Origin of the sequence: Curtobacterium sp. PhB191 (assembly GCF_004346515.1) — a bacterium.
Taxonomy (GTDB): domain Bacteria; phylum Actinomycetota; class Actinomycetes; order Actinomycetales; family Microbacteriaceae; genus Curtobacterium.
This window is the reverse complement of the sequence record NZ_SMBV01000001.1, coordinates 310,743-329,177: the sequence shown is the minus strand read 5'-3', so window position 1 is coordinate 329,177 and position 18,435 is coordinate 310,743. Positions and strand designations below refer to the sequence as shown.

The following is an 18,435-nucleotide window of genomic DNA, read 5'->3' as shown; positions in this document are numbered from 1 at the left end:
CGGCCGACGACTGTCGCAGAAGTAGCGTGGTCGAGCGCCACATCCCTGGTGGTGCGCAACCCGACCACGTCTCGCCGCGCGCGAGTCCAAGGAGGCACAGGACTCATGGCGACCCTGTCCGAGATCCTCATCCTCAACGGCGCCCTGCCGATCGAGCACCTCGACTCGATGACGGGCGACGAAGACCTGGACGAGCGCGCCATCCGCGGCCTGGTCGACCAGGGCGTCGTGAGCGAGGCGCAGTTCATCACCGCCCGCGCAGCGTCGAACAACTCCCGCACCGTCCCGTTGACCGACTACCCGGTCGACGGCACCGCGGTCTCGATCCTCCCCGCTGCGCTCTGCCGGCGCCACGGCGTCCTCGGCGTCGGGTTCGAGGGCGAGCTGCTCATCCTCGCGATGGTCAACCCGACCAACGTGCTCGCGATCGACGACGCCCGCGCTGCGTCCGGCCGACCGATCAAGCCGCTCCAGGTCGACGAGCGCGACCTGCTCACCGCTCTCGACCGCTACCTGCGTGCCGACGACGAACTCAACGACCTGACCTCGTCGCTCGAAGAAGAAGCCTCGGTCAGCTCCTCGGCCCAGGTGGACCTGGCCGACGGTGCCCTCGACGACGTCCCGATCGTCCGCTTCGTGAACCTGCTCGTCTCGCAGGCGATCCAGGACCACGCCTCGGACATCCACATCGAGCCCGGTGAGCACGAGGTCCGGATCCGCTACCGCATCGACGGTGTGCTGCACGAGATGGCCCCGGCGCCGAAGAACATCCAGAACGGCGTCATCAGCCGCCTGAAGATCATGAGCGACATCGACATCGCCGAGCGTCGCAAGCCGCAGGACGGCCGCATGTCGGTCCGCCACGGTGGCCGCCAGATCGACCTCCGTGTGGCGACGCTGCCCACCGTGTGGGGCGAGAAGGTCGTCATGCGGATCCTCGACAACACGAACACGTCGCTGACCCTCAAGGACCTCAACCTCCTCGAGCAGAACTTCCAGGCGTACCAGCGGTCGTACTCGAAGCCGTACGGCATGATCCTGGTCACCGGGCCCACCGGCTCCGGCAAGTCCACGACGCTGTACACGACCCTGAACGCGGTCGCGAAGCCCGAGATCAACGTCATCACGGTCGAGGACCCGGTCGAGTACCGGATGGCCGGCATCAACCAGGTGCAGGTCAACCCGAAGGCCGGGCTGACCTTCGCCTCGGCGCTGCGCTCGATCCTGCGCTCCGACCCCGACGTCGTCCTGCTCGGTGAGATCCGCGACCACGAGACCGCCCAGATCGCCATCGAGGCATCTCTCACCGGCCACCTGGTGCTGTCCACCCTGCACACGAACGACGCCCCCTCCGCCGTGACCCGACTCACCGAGATGGACATCGAGCCTTTCCTGGTCGGCTCCGCGTTGGACTCCGTCGTGGCCCAGCGTCTGGCGCGACGGCTGTGCGACCGGTGCAAGGCCCCCGCCGTGTACGAGGCCGAACAGCTCCGCACCCTCGGGTTCCTGCGCCCCGGCGACGAGGTCCCGGCGTTCTTCGCCCCCATCGGCTGCGCGGTCTGCTCGAACACCGGGTACCGCGGCCGCATCGCCCTGCACGAGGTCATGACCGTCACCGAGGAGATCGAACGCCTCGCCGTCTCGCGCGCCTCGAGCGCCGAGATCAGCCGTGTCGCCCAGGCGCAGGGGATGCTGACGCTCCGCCAGGACGGCTTCGAGAAGGTCAAGCTCGGTCTCACGAGCGTCGACGAGATCCTGCGCGTGGTCGCGTAGTCACGAGAGAGCGCAGCAGATGACCGACTCCGTGTACGACATCACGCACCCCGGCGACGAACCCGTCGCCGGCTGGCACCCGGGCAACCCCGGCACCGAGGTGGGCTCCCGCCGTGCAGCACGCCTGGCTGCCGCCGCAGCGTCGGCCCCTCCGGAGCAGGTGTACGACCTCGGGGACGACACCGCCGGCTGGCCGGCACCGTCCGGGTCGCCCGTCGCCGTGCCCGTCGCGCAGCCGCTCGCCGCTCCGGCGACGCCGCCCGCCGGCGTGCCGTCGTCGATCGCGACCTACGGCTACGCCGAGGCCCCGACGCAGCAGCTGCCCACGGCGCCTGCGGCCCCGGCACCGACCGCCACGATCGGCGGCGACATCGAGTTCTCCCGCCACGCGCGCGAGGTCGCCGACCCCGACCTGATCACCGCGCTCGCCCAGGTCGTGTACCAGGGCGCGTCCGACCTGCACGTCACCGCCGACGCCCCGCCCACCGTCCGCGTCGACGGCTCGCTCCGTCCCGCGGTGCCCGGCGGCGCGTGGTCGCGCGGCAAGGTGATCGCTGCACTCAAGACCATGCTGTCGGCCGAACAGGCCGGTCAGTTCGACCAAGAGCAGGAACTCGACTTCGCCTACTCGCTGTCGCCGGAGTACCGATTCCGCGTGAACTTCTACCAGCAGCGCGGCAACTGGGGCGCAGCCTTCCGCATCATCCCCACCAAGATCAAGACGCTCAAGCAGCTCGGCATCCCCGAGCACGTCGGCGACTTCGCCGGCCTGCCCCGCGGACTCGTCCTGGTCACCGGCCCGACCGGTTCCGGCAAGTCCACGACCCTCGCCGCCCTGATCGACCTGGTGAACGAGAGCCGTGCCGACCACATCGTGACGGTCGAGGACCCGATCGAGTTCATGCACGAGCACAAGAAGGCGATCATCAACCAGCGCGAGGTCGGTGCCGACACGCACTCCTTCGCCGCCGCGCTGAAGCACGTGCTGCGTCAGGACCCCGACGTCATCCTGATCGGCGAACTCCGCGACCTCGAGACCATCTCGGTCGCGCTCACCGCGGCCGAGACCGGTCACCTGGTGTTCGCCACCCTGCACACGCAGAGCGCCCCCGGCACGATCGACCGTGTCATCGACGTCTTCCCGCCACACCAGCAGGGCCAGATCCGCACGCAGCTCGCGGCGACCCTGCAGGGCGTCGTCTGCCAGACCCTGGTGCCGAAGGCCAACGGCGTCGGCCGGGTCGTCGCCACCGAGATCATGACGATCACCCCCGCCATCGGCAACCTGATCCGCGAAGGCAAGACCTACCAGATCACCTCGGCCATGCAGGCCGGGCGTGATCTCGGCATGCACACCATGGACCAGGACCTCGCCGAACTGGTCAACGTCGGCACGATCTCGCGCAAGGCCGCGATGGACAAGGTGCACGACGAAGAGGGCTTCGACCGGCTGGTGCAGCGCGTCGAGTCCCCGTCCGACTCCTCGGCAGCCGCGATCGCCGCCAGCGGGATCGACTTCGGCGACAAGTTCTCCGGAGGCTACTGATGTCCCTCGCATTCGACTACCGCGGGCGCGACGGTGCCGGCAAGCTCGTCAAGGGCCGTCTCGACGCCTCGTCCGAAGGAGCGGTCGTCCAGCGGCTCCGGGGCATGGGCGTCTCACCGATCGCGATCACGGAGTCCAAGGCCGGCACCGGCCTGCAGACCGAGATCAAGATCCCCGGGTTCGAGAAGGGCGTCGGGCTCAAGGACCTCGCGATCATGTCGCGGCAGGCCTCGACGATGCTCACCTCGGGACTCTCGCTGCTGCGCGCGCTGTCGATCCTCGCCGACCAGACCGAGAACAAGAAGCTCAAGGACATCCTCGGCAAGGTCCGCGACGACGTCGAACGCGGTGTTTCGTTCTCCGACGCGGTGGCGAAGTTCCCGGTCGACTTCCCGCCGATCATGATCAACATGATCCGTGCGGGCGAGACCGGCGGGTTCCTCGACCAGGCCATGGACTCCATCGCGACCAACTTCGAGAAGGAGCACAAGCTCCGCTCGACGATCAAGTCGGCGATGACCTACCCGGTGGTCGTGCTGTGCATGTCGCTGGCCGCGGTCGTCATCATGCTCGTGTTCATCGTGCCGATCTTCCAAGGCATGTTCGAGTCGCTCGGCGGGCAGCTGCCGTTGCCGACGCTGATGCTCGTCTACCTGTCGCACGCGATGGTGTACGTCGGGCCGGTCCTCGCGGTCGCCGTGGTCGTCGGCTGGTTCTGGTGGCGCGCGAACAAGAACACCGACCGTGTGCGTCGGGTGATCGATCCGCTCCGGATGCGCCTTCCAGTGTTCGGGCAACTCAACCGCAAGATCGTGATGGCCCGGTTCGCGCGCAACCTGTCGAACATGATCGGAGCTGGCGTCCCCATTCTCGAGGCATTGCAGATCGCCGGACAGGTGTCGAACAACTTCGTCGTCGAGCAGGCGTTGGGGCGCGTTTCTGAAGCGGTTCGGAAAGGGGAATCAATCGCCGCCCCGCTCGAGCGGGAATCAGTGTTCCCGACGATGGTGACGCAGATGATCGCCGTCGGCGAGGACGCCGGCTCGATGGAATTGATGCTCGAGCGGATCGCGGTCTTCTACGACAACGAGGTCGAGGCATCGACAGAAGCGCTGACCTCGTTGATCGAACCGCTGCTCATCGGGTTCCTCGGGGTGGTGGTCGGCGGCATGATCGTCGCCCTGTACCTGCCGATCTTCCAGATCTCGTCGCTCGTCAAGTAACGGATCCAACAGCACGGGTCACCCTCTGACGGGGGTGGCCCGTGCTGTTCCACCCCCGGTACTGGGGGTATTTCGCACCCCCGATCACCCCCGTTCTCGGGATTCTGCACCGAACCTCGTGTGAATACGCTCGTCACCGGCGGCCGAGCAAGTGCCGGACACTTTCCCCATCACATTCCCGAAAGAATGGAAACACCATGTACTTCGCTCTCATGGGCAAGCTGAACGCTCGCCGCAAGGGTCTTCTCGAAGAGAACGAGAAGGGCTTCACGCTCATCGAGCTCCTCGTCGTCGTGATCATCATCGGTATCCTCGCCGCGATCGCCATCCCGGTGTACCTGGGCATCACAAACAACGCTAAGGAATCGAGCACGAAGTCGGACATCACCAACTTCAAGACCGCGGTGATCAGCATCCAGTCGACCAGCGGTTCGTTCCCCGCCGCAGGGACGTACAACGGAACCACCGCGCTCACCACGGCGTTGAAGGGTGCCGGGGCGAGCCTCGGCAGCGACACGTCGTCGATCGTCTACACGATCGGCGGCACCACCGCTGCGCCGACGTTCAAGATCGTCGGCACCAGCTCGACCAACAGCACCTTCTGCACGTCGGACACCTCCGGCGTCGTCAGCGGTTCGACCTGCTGACCTGCCGTCCAGCGACGAGCCGTGACGTCCGTCACGGCTCGTCGCGACCACCGCTCCGACAGAGAGGCAGAACGTGTTGCTGCGCATCGTCGACCGCCTCCGGGCGGCCCGTGAGTCCGACGAGGGCTTCTCGATCATCGAGGTGATGGTCGCGATGACCGTCTTCGCGATGATCGCCGCGGGTGTCGCAGCGGGCATCGTCTCCACGCTCTACCTCACGCAGGACAACCGCTCGCGCGAAGCAGCGCTCAACCTTGCGAACCAGGCGCTCGACGCGGCACGCAGCACGAAGGACGTCTTCACGCTCGACGACGACACGTCGCTGCAGTCGGTCGGCAACCAGGCGTACACGATCAAGCAGACCACGAACTGGATCAACTCGGACGGCTCCGACAACTCGTGCGGCGCGGGGTCGGGTGTCCTCGCTTACAAGCGCGTGTCGATCACCGTCTCCTGGACGAGTGGGACGTCGCCGCGACAGAAGAACGTCGTGCTCGACACCCTGATCTCGCCTTCCGCTGCGGTGTCGAGCGCGAGCGCGTCCACGATCGTGGTCGGGGTCCAGACCGCGACGGGCGGACCGAACCCTGGCGTCGCCGTCACGATCACGCCCGTGTCCGGCGGCGCGACCGGCTTGTCGAACCCGCCAGCGGTGACCGACACGAACGGGTGCAGTTACGCGGTCGGGGTCACCCCGGGAACCTACAAGGTGACGATCGCCAAGGCCGGGAACATCGACAAGGACGGAGCGACCGCTCCGTCCTCGTCGGTGGCCACCACCGCCGGCGGCGTCGGCAACGCGACGTTCCTCTACGACCAGGCGATCACCGTGACGGCCGGTGCGCCGCTGAACCTCAAGGACGGCGTCACGGCGAAGCTGCCGACGTCGCTCCCGATGACCTACCGCTACGACGACACGGTAAGGACCGTCACCACCACGTCCACCGTGCTCTTCCCCTACCAGTGGACCGCGATCGCCGGCGCGTACACCTCGACGTGCAAGGACGTCGACCCGACGGCGTGGCCCACGGCGAGCAACCTGACGACGTCACCGAACATCTTCAACGCGGCAGACGGCGCCACCCCGGGCTACAACCCGACGACCGCGCTCACCGCCACCGCGCGGGCTCCCATGGGGGTGTTCGACGTGAAGATGGGCGGCGTGGACACCGTCCTCGTCGCGACGGTCAAGAACACGGCAGCGGTGACCAACGGCGATCCTGGATGCGCACCGTCGACGACGTACACGTTCACCGGTATGAGCCCGTCCGTCGCGACGACGATCGCGCTGCCGTTCGGAACCTGGACGCTGCGCGGGACGACCGTGCTCGGTGGCGTGTTGAGCAGCAACACGCAGACCATCGCCTCGAACCCGAACGTGTCGAACCTCAAGGTCTCCTCGAGCGGCAACGTCGTGACGCTCGACCCGCGAACGGTACCGACCTCGTGATCGGCCGGATCCGCCGAGTCCTCGACCGCGCCCGCACCGACCAACGGGGCATCACGCTCGTCGAGCTCATCGTGGGCATGAGTCTCTCGCTCCTCGTGCTGACGATCGCGGGCTCGTTCCTCGTCGCGTCCCAGAAGGCCTCCGTGACGGCGAGCTCGATCAGTCAGAACACCCGAGCTGCGTCGACAGCCATGAACGAGATGGGCCGCATGCTCCGGGCGGCGACCGACAACCCGGTGCCGACCGGCGACGACTCGCAGTTCGCCTTCCAGTACGCCAGCGCGACGTCGATCCGCTTCTTCGCGTACGTGAACCTCGACTCGACACTCTCCCAGCCGGTCCAGGTCCAGCTGACGCTCGATCCGGTCACGAACCGGATCACGGAGACGACCTGGAAGGGTACCGCCGTCTCCGGCAACTCCTCGTACTTCTCCTTCCCGCTGGCCCTCGGTGCCACGCTGACGTCGACTCCCACGTCGAAGCGCACGCTGGTGTCCTCCGCGGTGAACGGCGTCGCGTTCTCGTTCACCGATGCGTCGAACAACGTGCTCGGAACGCTGACATCACCGGTCGCGGTGACGGACCTGCCGAACATCCGATCGGTCAGCGTGACGCTGACCGTCGGGTCGAGCACGACGGACCCGAACGCCGTGACCCTGACCAACAGGGCCAGCATGCCGAACATCGTGATGGGAGCCTCCTCGTGATCCGACTCCTCCGCGTCATCCGTTCCCGGGACGACGAACGTGGTGTCGCCCTCGTTGCCGTCGTGGGCATCGGCATGGTCGTGATGATCCTGGTCGCGACGATGGTCGCGATCGCGACGTCGGGCGCGAAGGTCACGTCGACGGACCGATCCTGGAACCGAGCCATCGCGGCGGCCTACGCCGGCGTCGCCGATTACCAGTCGCGGCTCAACGCCGACAACACCTACGGCAACTACGGGCAGTCGAGCGCACCGTTCAGCGCCGCGTCGAACAGCACCTTCAGCAAGGGCACCGGCGACAACGCGGCGTTCAACTACCAGACCGGTCAGCAGTGGGTGTCCGTCCCCACCGGCGACGGCTCCGCCAGCGACTCGTCGTTCCGGTACGCCGTCGACAACAGCAAGCTCTCGTCGCAGGGCGTGATCCGGGTGCAGTCGACCGGGCGTTCCGGCACGACGACCAGGACCGTCGTCGCAAACGTGCGGCCGGACGGGTTCTCGAACTACCTCTACTTCACCAACTTCGAGTCCGGTGACCCGACCGTCACGAACGAGAAGGGCGTCGGGACGCTGCCGTGCACCTCGGTGTACCGACCGGTCGCGACGTCGGCGACCTGCGACCAGATCCAGTTCGGCGGCGGTGACGTGCTCGAGGGCCCGGTGCGGTCGAACGATCAACTCAAGGTGTGCGGCGCGCAGTTCAAGAGCACGGTCCAGAGCGTCTACGGCGTGAGCAGCAGCGGGTGCACGCTCGGGCGGTACGCCTCGAACCCGACGACGTCCTCGACGTTGACCCCGCCGGCCACGATCGGTGACCTGCGCGACTACACGCGCTCCGATCTGCCCTCGACCACCAGCACCGTCGAGGGAGCCGGCTGCATCTACACCGGGCCGACGAAGATCACGTTCAACGGTGACGGCACGATGACGGTGCGCTCGCCGATGACGATCGCGACGCAGGTCACCGGAGCGACCGCGACACCGGGGGCGCAGATCACCGGCGTGAACAGCGACACGTCGGCAGCCGCGGCCAAGTGCGGTGCTCCCACCGACCTCCGGAGCGCCAGCGGGGCTCGGGTCACGATCCCGAAGAACAACCTGATCTTCGTGCAGAACGAGCCGAGCGCACGTGCGGCCGGGACGACGCCGGACCCGAACTACTGGAAGGGCAACGCCACCCTCAAGAACGTCGCGACAGCGTGTGATGCGACCTCGGCCGCGAGCACCGCGACCACCCTGAAGCCGAACGGTGTCGGTTTCCCCTTCGTCGGTTCCTCGGCGAACAACTCCGAGACGGACCCCACCGCTGGCGGTGGCACCTCGGTGACGGCGCCGTACGGCTGCGATCGCGGTGACGCGTTCGTGCAGGGCACGGTCGACAAGGCGGTCACCATCGCTGCCGAGAACTACCTCTACGTCACCGGCGACATCCGGTACCCGGCGACGCGGTCCGCGTCCACGGTCCTCGGGCTGATCGGTCAGCGTGCGGTCTGGGTGTGGAACCCGATCAACACGAACAACGCTGCGATCCTGTCGAACGATCGCGAGATCGACGCAGCGATCCTCTCGAACACCGGCACGTTCGTCGTGCAGAACTGGACACGGGGTTCGTCGAACGGCCGGGGGACCCTCACGGTCAGCGGATCGATCGCGCAGAACTTCCGCGGTGCGGTCGGTCTGGCGAGCGGGCAGGGCTACACGAAGGCGTACACGTTCGACTCGAGCTTGGCGACCTACACGCCGCCGAAGTTCCCGCAGCCGACCGTGACGACGTACCGAGTGGCCACCCAGGTCGAATCGAAGACGGCGTACGACCGGAACGGAGCCCCGATCTCGTGACCAGCGCCGTCTCGACCCTCGCGGCGTTCGTGGCTGCGTTCGGAGCGGTGTTCGGGCTCGCCGTCGGTTCGTTCCTCAACGTGGTCGTCCATCGGGTCCCGGCTGGGATGTCCGTCGTCGCCCCCGCATCCGCGTGTCCGAAGTGTGGGCGCGCGATCCGGGGCTTCGACAACGTTCCGTTGGTGTCCTGGTTGGTCCTCCGGGGCCGATGCCGTGACTGCGCCGAACCGATCTCCGTCCGGTACCCGATCGTCGAGGCCTCGACCGGGGTGTTGTTCATCGCGGTGGTGCTCCGGTTCCTGCCACAGGACGGCTCACCCGGTGCGGTTGTCGCGGGTCAGACGGTCCTGCTCGTCGCCCTGCTCTTCGTCATGGCGGTGAGCGTCGCGTTGGCGCTCATCGACATCGACACGCACACGTTGCCCAACCGGATCGTCCTGCCGATGTACCCGGTGCTCGTCGGGCTGCTGGCCGCTTCGAGTGTCCTGACCGGCGATTGGGGTGCGATGCTCCGGGGTCTGCTCGGTCTCGTGATCCTCGGTGGCGTCTACCTGGTCCTCGCGATCGCGGCACCACGGGGGATGGGGTTCGGGGACGTGAAGCTCGCCGGTGCACTGGGACTCCTGCTCGCGTACCTCGGATGGGGACCCCTCGCTGTGGGTGCTTTCGGAGCGTTCCTCCTCGGCGGTACCTTCGGGATCGTCCTCCTCCTGACCAGGCGTGCGGGTCGCTCGACGGGGATCCCGTTCGGCCCGTGGATGCTCCTCGGCGCGTGGGTGGGCGCGTTCTCCGGGGTCCCGATCTGGAACGCCTACCTCCGACTCCTCGGTCTCGCCTGACGAACCGGGCTGACACCCCCCCCCCAGAGCCCGGCTCGACCGGAAGGAACACGACATGACGAAGAACATCGTCGGCATCGACATCGGCGCCGAGTCGATCCGCGCAGTCGAGGTCGCCGACGCCGAGAAGGCGAACCCGACGATCGTGCGCGTCGCTGAGGTCCCGGTACCGAAGGATGCGACGAAGCAGGGCGAGGTCCTCGAAGCGAACACGGTCGCGGCGGCATTCCGCGAACTCTGGTCGATCGGCCGCTTCCGGACCAAGGACGTCGTCCTGGGCATGGGGAACCAGCGCGTCCTCTCGCGTGACCTCACCGTGCCGAAGGCGCCGCTCGCGCAGATCCGCGAGTCGCTCCCCTTCCAGGTCCAGGACATGCTCCCCGTTCCGGTCGTGGACGCGATCCTCGACTTCTACCCGGTGTCCGAGGGCGTCGGGGAGTCCGGACCGGTCGTGAACGGTTTGCTCGTCGCCGCGATCAAGGACGCGGTCCTCGCGAACGTGCGCGCTGCGGAGCTGGCCGGACTGCGCCCGGTGGGTGTCGACCTGATCCCGTTCGCCTTGTCACGGGTCCTGGCGCCCCGGGTCGCCGGTGCCGGGACGGTCGCGATCGTCGACTGCGGTGGCAACACGACGTCGGTCGTGATCGCCAACGACGGGGTCCCCACGTTCGTGCGCATCATCCCGACGGGTGGCGATCACGTGACCAAGACGATCGCCACCCGGCTCGAGGTCTCCCTCACCGAAGCCGAGGCGATCAAGCGGCACTTCGGTCTGGTCGGACGAGCGCAGACGCCGGACGACGCCCGTGCCGTGGCCGTGACGCGTGAGACGGTCGGTGAACTGCTCACCAGCGTCCGGAACACGGTGACCTACTACGCCAACACCCGACCAGCCGATGTCGTGCGGGGCATCGTGCTCGTCGGTGGCGGTGCGGCACTCCCCGGCTTCCGGGAGAGTCTCGGTGACTACTCCGGCCTGCCGGTCGCCGTCGGGGACCCGTTCGTGTCCGCTCGGACGGCACGGGGCATCACCCCGGAACTCCTCCGTGAGCGGTCGGCTTCCATCTCGGTCGCCTGGAGCCTCGCGGTCGGAGGCCGAGCAGCATGACCAAGATGATCGAGACCGGTTCGACCGCCCGACGCCGGCCAGCCAAGGCGGTTCCCGGCAGCAGCACAGAGGCGACCTCTCGCACGGCGAGAGCCGGCGCGAAGTCGCGTGTCCTGGTGGTCGGAGGACCGCCGCGAGTGGACCTGCTCCCCACCGAGGTCCACGTCAGCCGGCGGCAGCGCGCCACGATCCGGCGTGCGTGGGCGGGCGTGCTGGTCGTCGCCGTCGTAGTCGGACTGGCGACTGCCTGGGCGATGGCGGACCGCATGTCCGCCGAGCAGGACCTGGCCGCAGCCCAGAGTGAGACGGCGACGCTCGCCAAGCAGCAGGGGCAGTACCGGGACGTCCGTGTGGCTGAATCCGAGAGCGCGTTGTTGCAGAGCGCGCAGACGGTCGGCGGATCAACGGAGATCGACTGGGCGACGACGCTGGCGTCGGTGCGGTCGAGACTGCCGGCCGGGGTGCAGATCACCGGACTCACGATCGACTCCGCCGGCGCCGAGGAAGCGTACGCGCAGTCGGACGACCCCCTGCAGGGGCAACGCATCGCGACGCTCACCTTCGACGCCACGAGCGACGCCCTGCCCTCGATCCCGGACTGGCTGACCGCCGTCGGCGGGGTCAACGGGTTCGTCGATGCGAACGCCAACTCGGTCGCCCGGTCGCAGGACGGCGGCGGGTACGCGGTCAACATGACCATCCACCTCGACGAGAAGGCGTTCGACGGTCGGTACGCCGTCAAGAACGCGGAGAAGGACTGACCATGTCGCGCAACCGCCTGAGTCTCTTGCTCGCCGTCCTCGCGATGGCGGTCGTCGCCGTCGGCGGGTTCTTCCTCGCTGTGCAGCCGCAGCTCGCTCAGACGGCATCAGCGCACACCCAGACGGCGTCCGTCGAGCAGACGAACGACACCAGCCGGAGCGAGCTCGCACGCCTGCGCGAGCAGGCGGCGGACCTGCCAGCCATGAAGCGCGAGCTGTCGACCCGTGCGGCCTCGGTGCCGGACACCGCTCGGCTGTCGGCGTTCATCGACGAGCTCAACACCATCGCCGCGGCTTCCGGGATGCAGGTGTCGTCGTTCACGGCGAGCGACGCGACGGCGTACTCGCCAGCGGTCGCGGCGGAGCCCGCGGCTGCGGGGCAGGGCGCTGCAACGCCGTCGGCATCGCCGTCCGCGACGGCCGGAGCGGTGCCGTCCGCCCCGCAGGCGCCGAGCCTCGTCACGGACGCGGCGGTCACCGGCCAGAACTTCTCGGTGATCCCCGTCACCGTCGCGGTCGACGGCTCGTTCGACCAGGCGCTGCAGTTCGTCAAGGGAGTCCAGGGTGGCGATCGACTGTTCCTGATCACGACCGTCTCGTCTGCAGAGAAGAGCGGGGACGACGGCACTGCAAGCAGCAGCAGCTCATGGACCTTCGGTGGATCGGTCTACGTGCTCGACCGGTCCCCTGACGCGGGTGCTGACACCGCAGGCACGGCCTCCGCGAAGAGCTGATCCGACCCCCTCCCACTGGGGTGTGACGCGCCACGCCGACCCCTCTTCCGCGACACCCGTCGCTGTGCGTACGATGCTCACGGCGCCGTGATCGCGGCTGCTCATCTCCCTCTCGAACGGTCGGCTCGAACCGGCCGTTCCCGTCGTGCCCGGAGTCGCGCGTGTTGGTCGGAATCGTGGAATTCCTTGGTTGGTTCGGTGCTGTAACCGTGCTGGCTGGTTACATTCTCTTCTCCACGGGGAAGCTCCCGAACGGGCCGGTCTACCAGCTCTTCAACCTCGTCGGCGGGCTGGCCGTCGCCGTCAACGTGGCCGCGCACCACGCGGTGCCGTCGACCATCGTCAACGGCATCTGGGCGATCGTGGCCGTGGTCGTCCTGGTGAAGATGGGACGCGCCCGTCGTGCGGCGAAGCGCGGCGAGCCGGCGGCCTCCGAGGCGACCGTCCTGCACGCCGAGCCGGCGGCCACCACCGGCGTCCTGCCGATCATCGGCCCGGCCCTGCGTGACCACGAGCCTGACGAGCCCTTCGAGGCGGACGCAGCCCCGGGCCTCCAGGCAGCGCCGACCACGAGCACGACGCAGGTCGCTCCGATGACCGAGACCGTCCCGATCATCACCGCGACGATCGCACTGGCCCTGGTCGCCGCAGCGCAGGGGCACGTGGAGCGTGCGGACACCGCGGACAGCGCAGTCTCCCCTGAAGGCGCCGACCACGCGGAGCGGACCGAAGCCACCCGCTGACCGTCCCGTCGGCGATACGATCACCTCATGTCCCGGTGGTTGATCGCGACGATGACGTCCGTCCTCTTCATCGCGCTCGTCGTCGCCGTCGCGGGGTTCGAAGCGCTCCTCGCTGACGTCGAGGCGATCGCGCAGCCGGACGCGACCCCGTACCTCGGCCCGGCCATGGTGATCGGCGCCGCAGTGGTGGTGTTCCTCGCGACCGCGGTCGGCGCGCGAGAGGGCAACCCCGGTGTCACCGGCCTGGTCGCCGCCGCGACCGCCTACCTGGTCATGCTCGGCGTCGGTGCCGTCGGGTACGCGGCGATCCGCCGCGACCTGACCGAGCTCCTCGTCTTCCCGGCCGGCTACGCACTCGGGCCGTTCGTCGTCGGCTCCGTCGTGGTGGCGCTCCTGTCGGTGATCGGCGGGATCTCCATGGCCCGGCACCAGGCCCGGACGACGGGCTCGACATCCACGGCAGGGCAGCGGCAGGAGCCGACCGTCGCGGGTGACGACACCGTCGGGCGGTAGTCTGCCCGGGCACGACGCACACGCAACGGGGGAACGATGAGCGACCAGCACACGCCGGATCCGGACCAGCAGGACGGTTGGGGAGCCGTGCCGTCGGTGGCGTCGATCCGCGGGACGCAAGAGACGCCCGCGGCCGCGCAGAACGCGCCGGCCGGGTCGACGGCGCAGGTCGGGACGACCGCGCACGGCGCGCAGTACGCTCCGACCGCGTCGCGCGCTCCGCGCCGGAAGCTCCGCCGCGGCCAGGTCGTCGGGATCATCGCGGGCATCGCGGCGTTGTCGCTGCTCCTGGTCGGCGGCATCGCCGGGTCGCTGATCGGATCGGCCACCCACTCGGCCGACCGCCCCGTGCGGGCGTTCCTCGACGACCTGACCGCGGGGAAGGTCACCGACGCCCTCGACGCAGCGGGCATCGACCGGACGAAGTCGGACGTGCTCCTCACCGACGCCGCGTACGCGAAGGCGACCGCGAAGGTCACCGGTTACCGGGTGGCCGCGACGCGCACGGACGGCGACACCGCCACCGTCCGCGCCTACCTGCGCCAGGCCGGCCGTGACGTCGCGGCGACCTTCACGCTCGACAAGACCGGCACCGACTGGGGCGTGTTCCCGGTGTGGGAGCTGCAGGCGCCGGAGCTCGGCAGCGTCGACGTCAGCGTCCGGGGTCCGGCCGGCGCCTCGGTGCAGGTCGCGGGCACGTCGACGAAGACCCCGAAGGACGGCACCGTCGGTCTCCGCGCCCTCCCCGGCACCTACGCGGTCACGTACGACGGCGGCAAGTGGACGAAGGCCACGGGTGGCAGCGCCGTCGTGGGCGGGTTCGGTGGCAGCACCTCGACGCCCGTGCAGATGACCGCGACGCTCACGAACGCGGGCGACCAGGCGGCGAAGCGGGCCGTGGACGCCTGGGTGGACGGCTGCATCGCCTCGAACGACGCCGCACCGGCCGGGTGCAGCTTCTACGCGTACGGCGAGAACCCCGCGTACACCTACACGAACGAGAAGTGGACGCTCGAGTCGCGGCCGACCGTCGCCGTCGGCAGCTGGACCACGAACGGCTGGCTCGTCTCCACCACCACCTTCGGCCGGGCCACCTTCACGGCGGACATCGCCGGCGCGGGCGGTACCGGGACGGCCACGGCCGGACCGCTCAACGTCAACGCGAGCGGGTACATCACGGGGTTCTCGAGCTCGGGCGCGACGTTCCGGTCGGCGGTCGGCAACGGGTCCTCGGACACCGGCTCATGACGGTGTCCGGCGTGGTGCCGGCCCGGATTGATTTCGTCCCGTTACGCGGGTAGTCTCTTCTGGGTGTGCGCCCTCGGGCGCGCCCGAAAAGTCCGGCGAGCGAGATCGCCCAGTCGGACCACTCCGTCCCCCCGCAGGTTCCTCCGCCGTCAGGCGGTCATCAGCGTGGGACGAGGAAGCCGGCGGATCGCGCCGGCCAGAGAGCACGAGCGAAGAACCAGGAGAACAGTTGCCTACTATTCAGCAGCTGGTTCGCAAGGGTCGTACGCCGAAGGTCACCAAGACCAAGGCGCCCGCCCTGAAGGCGAACCCCCAGCAGCGTGGTGTGTGCACCCGCGTCTACACCACCACCCCGAAGAAGCCGAACTCTGCACTGCGCAAGGTCGCTCGTGTGAAGCTCTCGAACGGCACCGAGGTCACGGCGTACATCCCCGGTGAGGGCCACAACCTCCAGGAGCACTCGATGGTGCTCGTCCGTGGCGGTCGTGTGAAGGACCTCCCCGGTGTGCGGTACAAGATCATCCGTGGCGCCCTGGACACCCAGGCCGTGAAGAACCGTAAGCAGGCTCGTAGCCGCTACGGCGCGAAGAAGGGTTGAGTTAGATGCCTCGTAAGGGTCCCGCCCCCAAGCGTCCCGTCGTCGCCGACCCGGTCTACGGTGCGCCGATCGTCAGCCAGCTCGTCAACAAGATCCTGCTCGACGGCAAGAAGGGCCTCGCCGAGCGCATCGTCTACGGTGCACTCGAGGGCGTCACTGCCAAGAACCAGCAGGATGCTGTCGTCACGCTCAAGAAGGCGCTCGACAACGTCCGTCCGACCCTCGAGGTCCGCAGCCGCCGCGTCGGTGGCTCGACCTACCAGGTCCCGGTCGAGGTCAAGCCGCACCGCGCGAACACCCTCGCGCTCCGCTGGCTGACCTCGTACGCCAAGGCCCGTCGCGAGAAGACGATGACCGAGCGTCTCATGAACGAGATCCTCGACGCGTCGAACGGTCTCGGTGCCGCGGTCAAGCGCCGCGAGGACACGCACAAGATGGCCGAGTCGAACAAGGCCTTCGCCCACTACCGCTGGTAGTCCCGGCACCGTCCGGGCACCGGTGGTCAAGAACCCCGGCGCCCGGACGGCCGCCAACCTCTCCTACAACTCTTCCGGAGGAACCCTGTGGCACAGGACGTGCTCACCGACCTGAACAAGGTCCGCAACATCGGCATCATGGCGCACATCGATGCCGGCAAGACCACGACGACCGAGCGCATCCTGTTCTACACGGGCATCACGCACAAGATCGGTGAGGTCCACGACGGCGCTGCCACGATGGACTGGATGGCGCAGGAGCAGGAGCGCGGCATCACGATCACGTCGGCCGCGACGACCTGCTTCTGGGACAACAACCAGATCAACATCATCGACACCCCCGGTCACGTGGACTTCACGGTCGAGGTGGAGCGTTCGCTCCGCGTCCTCGACGGTGCGGTCGCCGTCTTCGACGGCAAGGAGGGCGTCGAGCCCCAGTCCGAGACCGTGTGGCGTCAGGCTGACAAGTACAACGTCCCGCGCATCTGCTTCGTCAACAAGATGGACAAGCTCGGCGCGGACTTCTACTACACCGTCGACACGATCATCAACCGCCTCGGTGCGGAGCCCCTCGTGCTCCAGCTGCCGATCGGTTCGGAGAGCTCGTTCGAAGGCGTCGTCGACCTCGTCCAGATGCGTGCACTCACCTGGCGCGGCGACGCCAAGGGTGACGTCGCGATGGGTGCGAAGTACGAGATCGAAGAGATCCCGGCCGACCTGCAGGACCGCGCCGCCGAGTACCGCGAGAAGCTCATCGAGCGCGTGGCCGAGGCGGACGACGTCCTCATGGAGCGTTACCTCGAGGGCGACACCGACTTCTCGGTCGACGAGATCAAGGCCGCGATCCGCGCCCTCACCGTGAGCAGCACGCTCTACCCGGTGCTGTGCGGTTCCGCGTTCAAGAACCGCGGTGTCCAGCCGATGCTCGACGCCGTCATCGACTACCTCCCGTCCCCGCTCGACGTGCCGCCGATGATCGGCCACGACGTCAAGGACGAGGAGAAGGAGATCATCCGCAAGCCCGACGCGTCGGAGCCGTTCTCGGCTCTCGCGTTCAAGGTCGCGGTGCACCCCTTCTTCGGTCGCCTCACCTACGTCCGCGTGTACTCCGGCTCGATCGAGTCCGGCGCACAGGTCATCAACTCGACCAAGGGCAAGAAGGAGCGCATCGGGAAGATCTTCCAGATGCACTCCAACAAGGAGAACCCGGTCGCCAACGTGACCGCTGGCCACATCTACGCGGTCATCGGCCTCAAGGACACCACCACCGGTGACACCCTGTGCGACCCGACCAACCAGGTCGTCCTCGAGTCGATGACGTTCCCGGAGCCGGTCATCGAGGTCGCGATCGAGCCGAACACGAAGGCTGACCAGGAGAAGCTCTCCACGGCCATCCAGAAGCTCGCCGAAGAGGACCCGACGTTCCGCGTCGAGCTCAACGCCGAGACCGGTCAGACGACGATCAAGGGCATGGGCGAGCTCCACCTCGACATCCTCGTCGACCGCATGAAGCGCGAGTTCCACGTCGAGGCGAGCGTCGGCAAGCCCCAGGTGGCCTACCGCGAGACGCTCACCAAGATCGTCGAGCGCTACGACTACACCCACAAGAAGCAGACCGGTGGTTCCGGTCAGTTCGCGAAGGTGCAGATCGCGCTCGAGCCGATGGAGGTCACGAGCGAGAAGGTCTACGAGTTCGTCAACGCGACCTCCGGTGGCCGTGTCCCGCGCGAGTACATCCCCTCGGTCGACGCCGGTATCCAGGACGCCATGCAGGTCGGCATCCTCGCGGGCTACCCGACCGTCGGCGTGAAGGCCATCCTCAAGGACGGCGCGGCGCACGACGTCGACTCGTCCGAGATGGCGTTCAAGATCGCCGGTTCCATCGCCTACAAGGAAGCGGCCCGCAAGGCCGGTCCCGCGATCCTCGAGCCGATCATGGCCGTCGAGGTCCGTACTCCTGAGGAGTACATGGGCGACGTCATCGGTGACCTGAACTCCCGTCGTGGCCAGATCGCCTCGATGGAGGACGCCTCGGGCGTCAAGGTGGTCCGCGCGAGCGTGCCGCTGTCCGAGATGTTCGGCTACGTCGGCGACCTGCGGTCGAAGACCTCTGGTCGTGCGGTCTACTCGATGACCTTCGAGACCTACAGCCAGGTCCCGGCCAAGGTCGCCGAGGAGATCATCGCGAAGAACGCGGGGGAGTAGCGCTCAGCGCTTCTCCACAGGCGGGG

At 68.1% G+C, this 18,435-nt stretch carries 17 protein-coding genes; all 17 read left to right on the top strand.

The features are described from left to right. The first annotated feature begins 105 nt into the window (after positions 1-105). The 17 genes from EDF48_RS01590 to fusA all read left to right on the top strand — a co-directional run bounded on the left by EDF48_RS01590 (position 106) and on the right by fusA (position 18,409). Positions 106-1,773 carry an ATPase, T2SS/T4P/T4SS family gene (locus tag EDF48_RS01590; RefSeq protein ID WP_111083486.1) on the top strand — a complete coding sequence of 556 codons (1,668 nt, stop codon included), beginning with the start codon at positions 106-108 and terminating at the stop codon, positions 1,771-1,773. 19 nt (positions 1,774-1,792) lie between these two features. Beyond that, positions 1,793-3,319, top strand: coding sequence for a type IV pilus twitching motility protein PilT (locus EDF48_RS01585; RefSeq protein ID WP_131877669.1), 1,527 nt, complete (start codon positions 1,793-1,795; stop codon positions 3,317-3,319). Next, positions 3,319-4,542: a type II secretion system F family protein gene (locus tag EDF48_RS01580; protein WP_131845937.1), complete on the top strand. Its 1,224-nt coding sequence runs from the start codon at positions 3,319-3,321 to the stop codon at positions 4,540-4,542. The genes EDF48_RS01585 and EDF48_RS01580 overlap by 1 nt, the downstream gene beginning before the upstream one ends. Positions 4,543-4,739: 197 nt before the next feature. Continuing rightward, complete coding sequence (locus EDF48_RS19520) at positions 4,740-5,189, top strand: prepilin-type N-terminal cleavage/methylation domain-containing protein (protein WP_131845938.1); 450 nt, start codon at positions 4,740-4,742, stop codon at positions 5,187-5,189. A gap of 73 nt (positions 5,190-5,262) precedes the next feature. After that, positions 5,263-6,639: a prepilin-type N-terminal cleavage/methylation domain-containing protein gene (locus EDF48_RS01570; RefSeq protein ID WP_131877667.1), complete on the top strand. Its 1,377-nt coding sequence runs from the start codon at positions 5,263-5,265 to the stop codon at positions 6,637-6,639. Further along, a complete protein-coding gene (locus tag EDF48_RS01565; RefSeq protein WP_165901380.1) occupies positions 6,636-7,346 on the top strand; it encodes a type II secretion system protein in 711 nt (236 codons plus the stop codon). Before EDF48_RS01570 ends, EDF48_RS01565 begins: the two co-directional genes overlap by 4 nt. After that, positions 7,343-9,184 carry a hypothetical protein gene (locus tag EDF48_RS01560; RefSeq protein ID WP_131845941.1) on the top strand — a complete coding sequence of 614 codons (1,842 nt, stop codon included), beginning with the start codon at positions 7,343-7,345 and terminating at the stop codon, positions 9,182-9,184. The genes EDF48_RS01565 and EDF48_RS01560 overlap by 4 nt, the downstream gene beginning before the upstream one ends. Continuing rightward, the gene (locus EDF48_RS01555) at positions 9,181-10,023 is read left to right on the top strand and encodes an A24 family peptidase (protein WP_243649956.1); all 843 of its coding nucleotides are present in this window, start codon (positions 9,181-9,183) and stop codon (positions 10,021-10,023) included. Before EDF48_RS01560 ends, EDF48_RS01555 begins: the two co-directional genes overlap by 4 nt. Before the next feature lie 55 nt (positions 10,024-10,078). Continuing rightward, the gene (pilM, locus tag EDF48_RS01550) at positions 10,079-11,131 is read left to right on the top strand and encodes a type IV pilus assembly protein PilM (protein ID WP_131845942.1); all 1,053 of its coding nucleotides are present in this window, start codon (positions 10,079-10,081) and stop codon (positions 11,129-11,131) included. Between the two features lie 137 nt (positions 11,132-11,268). After that, positions 11,269-11,892: a hypothetical protein gene (locus EDF48_RS01545; protein WP_131877665.1), complete on the top strand. Its 624-nt coding sequence runs from the start codon at positions 11,269-11,271 to the stop codon at positions 11,890-11,892. A gap of 2 nt (positions 11,893-11,894) precedes the next feature. Continuing rightward, entirely contained in the window at positions 11,895-12,626 is a 732-nt protein-coding gene (locus EDF48_RS01540) for a hypothetical protein (RefSeq protein ID WP_131877663.1), read from the top strand. A gap of 209 nt (positions 12,627-12,835) precedes the next feature. Further along, positions 12,836-13,369, top strand: a complete 534-nt coding sequence (locus EDF48_RS01535) for a hypothetical protein (protein WP_131877660.1) — start codon at positions 12,836-12,838, stop codon at positions 13,367-13,369. A 27-nt stretch (positions 13,370-13,396) separates the two neighbouring features. Then, complete coding sequence (locus EDF48_RS01530; protein ID WP_131877658.1) at positions 13,397-13,882, top strand: DUF6121 family protein; 486 nt, start codon at positions 13,397-13,399, stop codon at positions 13,880-13,882. Between the two features lie 36 nt (positions 13,883-13,918). After that, complete coding sequence (locus tag EDF48_RS01525) at positions 13,919-15,130, top strand: hypothetical protein (RefSeq protein ID WP_131877656.1); 1,212 nt, start codon at positions 13,919-13,921, stop codon at positions 15,128-15,130. 229 nt (positions 15,131-15,359) lie between these two features. Next, entirely contained in the window at positions 15,360-15,728 is a 369-nt protein-coding gene (rpsL, locus tag EDF48_RS01520) for a 30S ribosomal protein S12 (protein ID WP_017885540.1), read from the top strand. Between the two features lie 5 nt (positions 15,729-15,733). Further along, positions 15,734-16,204, top strand: a complete 471-nt coding sequence (gene rpsG / locus EDF48_RS01515) for a 30S ribosomal protein S7 (protein WP_055950927.1) — start codon at positions 15,734-15,736, stop codon at positions 16,202-16,204. 87 nt (positions 16,205-16,291) lie between these two features. Further along, complete coding sequence (gene fusA, locus EDF48_RS01510; RefSeq protein ID WP_111083473.1) at positions 16,292-18,409, top strand: elongation factor G; 2,118 nt, start codon at positions 16,292-16,294, stop codon at positions 18,407-18,409. Positions 18,410-18,435 lie beyond the last annotated feature (26 nt).

What these genes read in the sequence shown, in the direction of transcription:
- EDF48_RS01525 (WP_131877656.1), top strand. Translation starts at nt 13,919, where the DNA reads ATGAGCGACCAGCACACGCCGGATCCGGACCAGCAGGACGGTTGGGGA.
- EDF48_RS01580 (WP_131845937.1), top strand. Translation starts at nt 3,319, where the DNA reads ATGTCCCTCGCATTCGACTACCGCGGGCGCGACGGTGCCGGCAAGCTC.
- EDF48_RS19520 (WP_131845938.1), top strand. Translation starts at nt 4,740, where the DNA reads ATGTACTTCGCTCTCATGGGCAAGCTGAACGCTCGCCGCAAGGGTCTT.
- rpsG (WP_055950927.1), top strand. Translation starts at nt 15,734, where the DNA reads ATGCCTCGTAAGGGTCCCGCCCCCAAGCGTCCCGTCGTCGCCGACCCG.
- pilM (WP_131845942.1), top strand. Translation starts at nt 10,079, where the DNA reads ATGACGAAGAACATCGTCGGCATCGACATCGGCGCCGAGTCGATCCGC.
- EDF48_RS01585 (WP_131877669.1), top strand. Translation starts at nt 1,793, where the DNA reads ATGACCGACTCCGTGTACGACATCACGCACCCCGGCGACGAACCCGTC.
- EDF48_RS01530 (WP_131877658.1), top strand. Translation starts at nt 13,397, where the DNA reads ATGTCCCGGTGGTTGATCGCGACGATGACGTCCGTCCTCTTCATCGCG.
- EDF48_RS01540 (WP_131877663.1), top strand. Translation starts at nt 11,895, where the DNA reads ATGTCGCGCAACCGCCTGAGTCTCTTGCTCGCCGTCCTCGCGATGGCG.
- EDF48_RS01590 (WP_111083486.1), top strand. Translation starts at nt 106, where the DNA reads ATGGCGACCCTGTCCGAGATCCTCATCCTCAACGGCGCCCTGCCGATC.